Source organism: bacterium, from assembly GCA_026398675.1.
GTDB lineage: Bacteria > RBG-13-66-14 > RBG-13-66-14 > RBG-13-66-14 > RBG-13-66-14 > RBG-13-66-14.
This window is the reverse complement of the sequence record JAPLSK010000098.1, coordinates 1-7,278: the sequence shown is the minus strand read 5'-3', so window position 1 is coordinate 7,278 and position 7,278 is coordinate 1. Positions and strand designations below refer to the sequence as shown.

The following is a 7,278-nucleotide window of genomic DNA, read 5'->3' as shown; positions in this document are numbered from 1 at the left end:
TATGCCCCTGGCAAATCCCCCCCCCTACGTCATCACAAAGTACGACCGTCCGCAACCGCCCCGGCGACCACCACCCGCCCCGCGCCCTTGACTAGCGCGGCGGGAGCGGATAAACTCGCAACCACGCAACATGAGCGACTTCCACCGCGTACACGAGGAGCGGCCCGTGGGCGCCCGGATGATTGACGGCAAGGCCGTGGCGCGGGAACTGGGCGAGGCCAACGCCGCCCGGGCCGGGGCGTTATGCCGCGACGGGGTCGAGCCCACCCTCGCCATCCTCACGCCGGAGGGCGACCCCAACGCCGGGGCCTACGCCCGCTCCCTGGCCAAGGCCGGGACCAAGAGCGGCCTCGTCGTCCGAACGGTGGAACTCCCCGCCGACGTGGACCCGGCCGGTTTCGAGAGGCTTCTCAAAGAAGCCGAGACCGGCGCCCACGGGGTTCTCGTCATGCGCCCCCTGCCCGCGGGGCTCGACCCGGACGCCGTGGATTCACTGGTGGACCCGGCGAAAGACGTGGACGGGGTGCACCCGGAAAACGCGGGGCTTTTGGCCCTGGGGCGTCCGCGCTTCGTGCCGGCCACCGCCCGCGCCGTCCATCACCTGTTGAAGACCACCGGCGTGGCGCTGGTGGGCAAGCGAGCCGTGGTCATCGGCCGCTCGAACATCGTCGGCAAGCCGCTCTTTCAACTCCTCCTGGCCGAGCACCTCACGGTGACGGTCTGCCACAGCCGGACGGTGGACCTGCCGGGCGTGGCGCGTGAGGCCGAGGTGCTGGCGGTGGCCATCGGCCGGGCGCGCATGGTAACGCCGGAGTACGTCAAGCCGGGCGCCGTGGTCCTCGACGCCGGGTACAACTGGAGCGACGAGCTGGGGCGCGAACAGGGCGACGTTCACCCCGAAGTACCCTCGAGAGCGTGGTCTCCGGGCCGGGGCACATCCGCCCCGCCATCGAGGTGAACCTGGTGGCGCTCACCGCGGGCGAGATAGTCCGAGTGGCCGTCGTGGAGGGCCAGCAGGTCCACGAGGGCGACCTGATTCTGGAAATAGACCCCGACCAGTCGCAGAGCCTCTTGAGCCAGAGCCAGGCCGGCTACTCCGCCGCCCAGGCCCAGCTCGACCTGGCCCAGGCCACCCTGACCCAGGCCGAGGACAACTTCACCCGGCAGCAGAAGCTCTACGACGACGGCCTGATCTCCAAGCAGGAGTGGGAGGCTACACAGACGCAGCTCCAGGTGGCCCGGGCGCAGTACGAGACGGCGAAAAGCCAGTCCTGGGGCGCCCTGGCCTCGATCCGCGCCGCGCGAGACTCCGTGGACAAAACCCGCTACTCCTCACCCATGGACGGCGTCGTCGTCGCGCTGAACTTCGAGGAGGGCGACATCGCCTACCCCCCCACCTTCACCGTCGTCCCCCTGGCCACCATCGCCAGCCTCGAGGGGATGAAGGTGGAGGCCGAGATTGACGAGACCGACGTCGTCTCCCTGGAGCTCAACCAGCCGGCCAGGGTGGAGATCGAGGCCTTCCCGCGCCAGAGCTTCGCCGGCTACGTCTCCGAGATAGCCCGCTCCGCCAAGACCTCCGCCTCCGGCTCCGAGGCCGAGGTGGTCAACTTCGAGATAAAGGTGGTCATCACCGACCAGCTGCCGGCGACGGTGCTCCCCGGGATGAGCGCCACGGTGGAGATAACCACCGACACCGCCGAGGACGCCATCTCCGTGCCCATCTCCGCCGTGGTCGTCCGGGACCGCAAGACGGTGCTGGAATGGCTCGGGGAGGACTACAAGCTCCCCAACGACTGGGACGAGGTCGAGGGGGTTTTCGTCCTCGAGGGCGAAACGGTGTCCTTCCGCCCCGTCGTGACGGGGATTTCGGACGAGGCCTTCATCGAAATCAAGGATGGGGTTGCGGAGGGCGACGTGGTGATCAGCGGCCCGTACAAGGAGCTGCGCGAGCTGGAGCACGGGGGCCGGGTGACCGTGGCCGAGGTGGTCGTGGAGGAGGAAGAGGAGTGAGCCCGCGTCCGCCGCGGCCGGGAGGGTGGGCCGGAGCGGTGGCTTTACGGAGAACTTGCAGAGCAGGGTGGGGGCGAAGTCTCGCTTCTGGCCGTTGACGATATCCGCCCACGGCCGGGAGAGAGGTAACGAGGGTCTGCGTTCTGTAAAATAGGGGTATAGCTGAGGAGTGACCCGCGGCCGCCCCTGGCGCGTTGCCAACTCAGGACGGACGGGCGCAGTCCGGAATCAAGAATTGACCTCCGCGTAAGCCGGGGCATCCTAAGATGGGGGCAAGGGGTAAACCCCTTGTCTGACCCCCCGCACGGGCCGGGGCATCCGGCTATCAACCGACGAGAGATAATTCATGTCCGAGCCGCTGCAGGAGGTCCGCCGGCTGAACCGTCTCTACGAGGGGGACTTCGATCTGTGGCGCCTGTCGCGGAAGGCCGGGGAAGAGCCTCCTCCCCCGCCTCCGCCTGTCCCGGAAACCCCGCTCATCGAGGTCCGCGGCCTTTCGAAGATTTACCAAATGGGGGAGGTGGAGGTCCGCGCCCTGGACGGGGTGGACCTGGACATCGCCTCCGGCGAGTACGTCTCCATCATGGGCCCCTCGGGGTCGGGCAAGTCCACCCTGATGAACCTTATCGGCTGCCTGGACACTCCCACCTCGGGGTCTTACAAGCTGGCCGGGGAGCTGGTCAGCGAGCTGGACGACGACCAACTGGCCGACATCCGCAACCGGCGCATCGGCTTCGTCTTCCAGACGTTCAACCTCTTGCCGCGGGCCAGCGCCCTGGTCAACGTGGAGCTACCGCTCGTCTACTCCCGCATCCCGCCGTCCGAGCGGATGGAGCAGGCCCGGTGGGCCCTGGCGGCGGTGGACCTGGCCGACCGGATGGACCACAAGCCCAGCGAGCTCTCGGGCGGCCAGCGGCAACGCGTGGCTATCGCCCGCGCCCTGGTCACCCACCCCTCGATTCTGTTGGCCGACGAGCCCACGGGAAACCTGGACTCCAAAACCGGCGTAGAGATTATGCACATGTTCCGGAAGCTCCACGGAGACGGTCAGACCATCATCGTGGTCACCCACGACACCGAGGTGTCCTCCGCGGCGCGCCGCATCCTCCACCTCCACGACGGCCGCCTGGTACGGGAGGAGAAGCGGAGAACTCCGACGACCTCCCGGCCCCGCGGCCGGCGTTGAAGGGGCGCGAGTAATGGCGCTCGAAAAGAAGACCAAACGCCTTATCATCTGGTGCGCCGCGGCCTTCGCGGCTCTCGCGGCGACGCTCATTTTCGTCCTCACCCGCCGCGAGGATCCGGAGCCGCACCTCCTCACGGCCAACGTGCTCCTGGACGAGGGTTTTCCCGACGAGGCGCTCATCGAGTACGAGACGGTGCTTTCCCTGGACCCGACGAACTACGAGGCGGCGGAGGGACGTCTGGCGGCCCTGGCCGGCACCTACGGCCTCGAGGCCGCCCGTAACCGCCTCATCGCCGACCGCGACGCGCACCCCGACGACCCCTTCTACAGCTTCCAGCTCGCCCTGTACCACGCGCACCACCGCGATTTCTACCGGGCGCGGGAGCAGCTCAAACAGGCGGAGCGGCTGGGGCTGTCCCGGGCCTGGCACGCCTACGGGCGCGGGGTGATTTATTCCGCCGCGGGCCAGCTCGCCGACGCCGCCGAGGAGTTCACCAAGGCCATAGACATAGACCCCGGCCTCGGATCCGGTTACGTGAACCTCGCCGACACCTGCATCGGCCTCGACAACCTGGAGAAGGCCCGGGCGATACTCTCCGAGGGGACGGAGACCTCGCCCAAGGACGCCTACCGCCTGCGGCCCCGACTGGCCTGGCTATCCCTGGCAGAGGGCAACGACATCCTGGCCCTGGAGCAATTGACGAAGATTCTGCAGAGCGCCCCAAAGGTCCCGGGCTGCTTCTACGCCGCGGCGTCCATCGCCCTGGCCCTGGACTTGGGAGAGGGCTACGAGCCCGCCATCGAGCTGCCGCTCCCCGACCAGCCCGCCGTGCCGGTTAAGGGCTTCGAGAATCTACCGCTGGGCCAACGGTGGGCGATTCTGGCCTGCTCGGAGGCGCTCGAGTACGACCCTCTGCCGGCGCGCGCGCACTACCACCTCGCCCGGTGCCTCTACGAAGCGGGGGACTCCCAGGCCGCCCAGCGCGAGTTGGAGCTCACCGCCGCCGCCGGCACCCACCGGGTGCCCTACTCCACGGCGCCGGTGGAGCTCTACCGCTGGCTGGGCGGCGACGCCCTGGCCGCCGGCGATTACGTCGCCGCCAGGAACTCCTACCGGACCGTCCTGGGCTCCCGGAGGGACGACCCCGACGCCCTGTACAACATCGGGCTGGCCTACGAGCGCGAGGGCGAGCCGTCCCTGGCCGCGAGGGGCTACGAGGCCGCGACCCGCGCCGCGCCCGACGACCCACGCAGCTACAGTGGCCTGGCCCGGATCCACCTCGCCGCGGGAGACTTCTCCCAAGCCGTCCAGTACGCCGAGGCCGCCGCCGAACGCGACCCCGCCGGGACATCAACCCAGAAGATGCTCGTCCGCGCCTACATCGCCGGGCGCTGCTTCGAGCAGGCCGACGCCGTCCTCCAGACGCTGCGCCATCTGGTCCCCAAGGATCCCGAGGTGGGCATCCTCGCCGGTCGGCTGGCCGAAGAGCGGGGCGACCTCCAGGCGGCGGTGGACGCCTACGCCGGGGTGCTCCAACTGGGCATCCCGACCGCGACGGCCCTCGAGCTTTACTACTCCATCGCCCGGCTGTACACCCAGGAGTCCGAGCTCGCCACCGACCGCGTCGAGAGGAAGAGGCTGGAGAACCTCTCCGCCCAGTTCACCGCCGAGGCGGCCAACCTGAAGCTGTAATAAACTCCACGATCCCACCGAGGTCCAGGTGAGACTACCGATTTTTTTGATTTTTGCCGCGCTCCTGGTCGCCGGCTGCGAGCCGGGGTCCGACAATCCCCTGGGGGGCGAGCTCAACGACCGCCCGGACCAGGAAGTCCTGACCCTCATCCTCGAGCCCGGCCCGGGATGGGCGGACACCGGCTACTACGGCTACGGCAACACCAACGGCGCGCTCGTGGATTCCGTGGGCCGGGTGGACGACACCCTGGTCCGCTGCCTGGTGAACTTCAAAATCGCCGACCTGCCCGACGAGGTGACGTCGGAGAGCCTGTACCGCGCCCGGGTGGAGTACTACTACGCCGAGGCCCCCGGCATCGCCAACTGGCGCCCCTTCTCCCAGGGGAACCTGACCGTGGACGTCTACGCGGTTACGAACGAGTGGGAGCACGACGAGACCACCTGGCTCACGCGCACCGAGGACGAGGACTGGGACGACCCCGGCGCGGATTACGACGGTCCCTTCGGCTCCTTCGTCCTCGACGAGCCCCCCACGGGCTACGGCGAAATCAGGAGCTTCGACGTGACCTCCCTGGTCGCCTGGTGGCTGGACAACCCCGACGACGAGAACGGCCTGCTTTTGAAAGCCCAGGACGAGGCCGCCGCCCGGGTCGTCAAGGAGTTCTACTCCGACGATATAGACACCCCGAGCAACCGCCCCCACCTGGTGGTCGTGTGGGAGTCCGCCTCGGGGGAAAAGAAGGAGGCCTCGCTGGAGGCCTGGCAGGACGTGGTCATCGCGGACGACCTCTCGCAGCCCGACTCGCGGATTTACGGCTCGACCGCGGAGCTGCCGCTCTGCGCGACCTTCGGCACCGGCGGGCGGCTGGTCTTCAACTTCGATCTCTCACTTCTCCCCGACGAGGCCACGGTCAACCTGGCCGAGCTGGAGCTTTACTCGGACTTCCCCGGCCGCGACAGCGTGGTCGGCATCGCCGTGCATCCCCTCGAGGATGACTTCTCCGAGGGGGACGACCAGGGCGACCTGCGGCGGCTGGCGCTCTCCGACACCCAGGTGACCGGCCAGCTCGACCCCGCCCCGCCCGGCTACGTCAAGATAGACGTCACCTCCATCATCCAGGACTGGATTACGGGGGAGGAGGACCAGCACGGTCTGGTGATCAAGTTGGCCACGGAGCAGGGCTACGAGGACCCCATCCGCCTGTGGACCCAGGAGGCCGCGGAGAGCCGCCGGCCCCGCCTGGTCGTCAAGTACACCCTCCCGCCGGATTACTGGTACGACCGCGAGCCGGAGGAGCGTGCGACCTCATATTGAACGTGGTGACGTATGGTTTCCAAAACGTTAATCCCTACTTCTTTTATTCTGATTTTGCTTCTGTTAGGTTGTTATTTCACCATTTTTGAAGAATTTTATCTGCGCACCTATTCATCCTGGTCGCCAACAGGCACGATAGCGTATGTATATTCAAATCCCGAGCATGGTTCCAATCTGTACCTCTTGGATTTGTCCGATGGAATTGAGCGTTATACGGGGTACGAAGCGGATGATGTGTGCTGGTTCCACAATTCACCGGATGTTTTGGTAGAGGATGATGGCTCATTCAGCATCTATGACACGGTATCCGGGTTATCCACCCCCCTGCCTTCTACTGACGGTACCGCGGCATCCATAAATGATTCTGATGACCTGATCGCATACCAGTGCTCCGAGGATCTGACCATCTATTCGATTCCCGACGACGAGGTCGTTTTCCGTTCCGACTTCTTCTGTCTACAGCCCGATTGGAACCCGCAAGGGGATGAGGTCGTTTTCGTGAACGAGTCGTTCGGTCTTAGCGTTTATGACTTCAACAAAGACAGCGTTATGGAGTTGGATATCGAGCCGGACCTCAATTACCCCGTTTGGTCGCCCGACGGAAAGCTCATTGCCTACACCCGTCCATTCTATTCCGATGAATTCGAAGGTACTATTTACGTCTACGATCTGGAATCGAGCATTGAGGAAAAACTGGTAGAGGGCGCTTTCCCCGAGTGGTCACCCGACGGCTCGTCCATCGTTTTCGCCAGAAGCGGCCCCAGCCGTAACGGGCGAATCGTGTCGCAGCTCTACCTTTACGAGCTGGATTCGGGGGAAGTCTTTCAGCTCACGCACTGGCCGGAGTCCTATTAACAGCATGAATAAAACCCGCGTCCTGCTTCTGCTCGTACTCCTGCCGTCCCTGGCGCTGGGGTACTCCCTCTACGCCCTCGGGCGGCCCGGCGAGCCGGTACCCCTCGCCGACGCCCGCGGCATGGCCCTGGGCAACACCGTCCTCGGCCTCTGGGACCCCGGCAGCCTGTCGCTCACGAACCCGGCGTCCATCGCCGGCACGTCGAGGATTGCCGG

At 66.4% G+C, this 7,278-nt stretch carries 7 protein-coding genes; all 7 read left to right on the top strand.

Annotated elements, in window-relative coordinates; genetic code table 11:
• Positions 1 to 130: 130 nt before the first annotated feature.
• On the top strand, positions 131 to 958 hold the full coding sequence (locus NTW26_02150) for a bifunctional 5,10-methylenetetrahydrofolate dehydrogenase/5,10-methenyltetrahydrofolate cyclohydrolase (GenBank protein MCX7021075.1): 828 nt from the start codon (positions 131 to 133) through the stop codon (positions 956 to 958).
• Positions 916 to 2,013, top strand: a complete 1,098-nt coding sequence (locus tag NTW26_02145) for an efflux RND transporter periplasmic adaptor subunit (protein ID MCX7021074.1) — start codon at positions 916 to 918, stop codon at positions 2,011 to 2,013. Before NTW26_02150 ends, NTW26_02145 begins: the two co-directional genes overlap by 43 nt.
• 511 nt (positions 2,014 to 2,524) lie before the next feature.
• Positions 2,525 to 3,199 (top strand): ABC transporter ATP-binding protein, encoded by a 675-nt coding sequence (locus NTW26_02140; protein ID MCX7021073.1) that lies wholly within the window; start codon positions 2,525 to 2,527, stop codon positions 3,197 to 3,199.
• Positions 3,200 to 3,212: 13 nt separating this feature from the next.
• The gene (locus NTW26_02135; protein ID MCX7021072.1) at positions 3,213 to 4,892 is read left to right on the top strand and encodes a tetratricopeptide repeat protein; all 1,680 of its coding nucleotides are present in this window, start codon (positions 3,213 to 3,215) and stop codon (positions 4,890 to 4,892) included.
• A gap of 28 nt (positions 4,893 to 4,920) precedes the next feature.
• The gene (locus NTW26_02130) at positions 4,921 to 6,207 is read left to right on the top strand and encodes a DNRLRE domain-containing protein (protein MCX7021071.1); all 1,287 of its coding nucleotides are present in this window, start codon (positions 4,921 to 4,923) and stop codon (positions 6,205 to 6,207) included.
• A 12-nt stretch (positions 6,208 to 6,219) separates the two neighbouring features.
• Entirely contained in the window at positions 6,220 to 7,062 is an 843-nt protein-coding gene (locus NTW26_02125) for a hypothetical protein (protein MCX7021070.1), read from the top strand.
• A gap of 4 nt (positions 7,063 to 7,066) precedes the next feature.
• The coding region (locus tag NTW26_02120) for a hypothetical protein (GenBank protein MCX7021069.1) at positions 7,067 to 7,278 on the top strand (212 nt) is incomplete at its 3' end.

Coding starts and splice junctions, on each gene's coding strand:
- NTW26_02150 (MCX7021075.1), top strand. CDS start 131: ATGAGCGACTTCCACCGCGTACACGAGGAGCGGCCCGTGGGCGCCCGG.
- NTW26_02140 (MCX7021073.1), top strand. CDS start 2,525: ATGGGGGAGGTGGAGGTCCGCGCCCTGGACGGGGTGGACCTGGACATC.
- NTW26_02135 (MCX7021072.1), top strand. CDS start 3,213: ATGGCGCTCGAAAAGAAGACCAAACGCCTTATCATCTGGTGCGCCGCG.
- NTW26_02125 (MCX7021070.1), top strand. CDS start 6,220: ATGGTTTCCAAAACGTTAATCCCTACTTCTTTTATTCTGATTTTGCTT.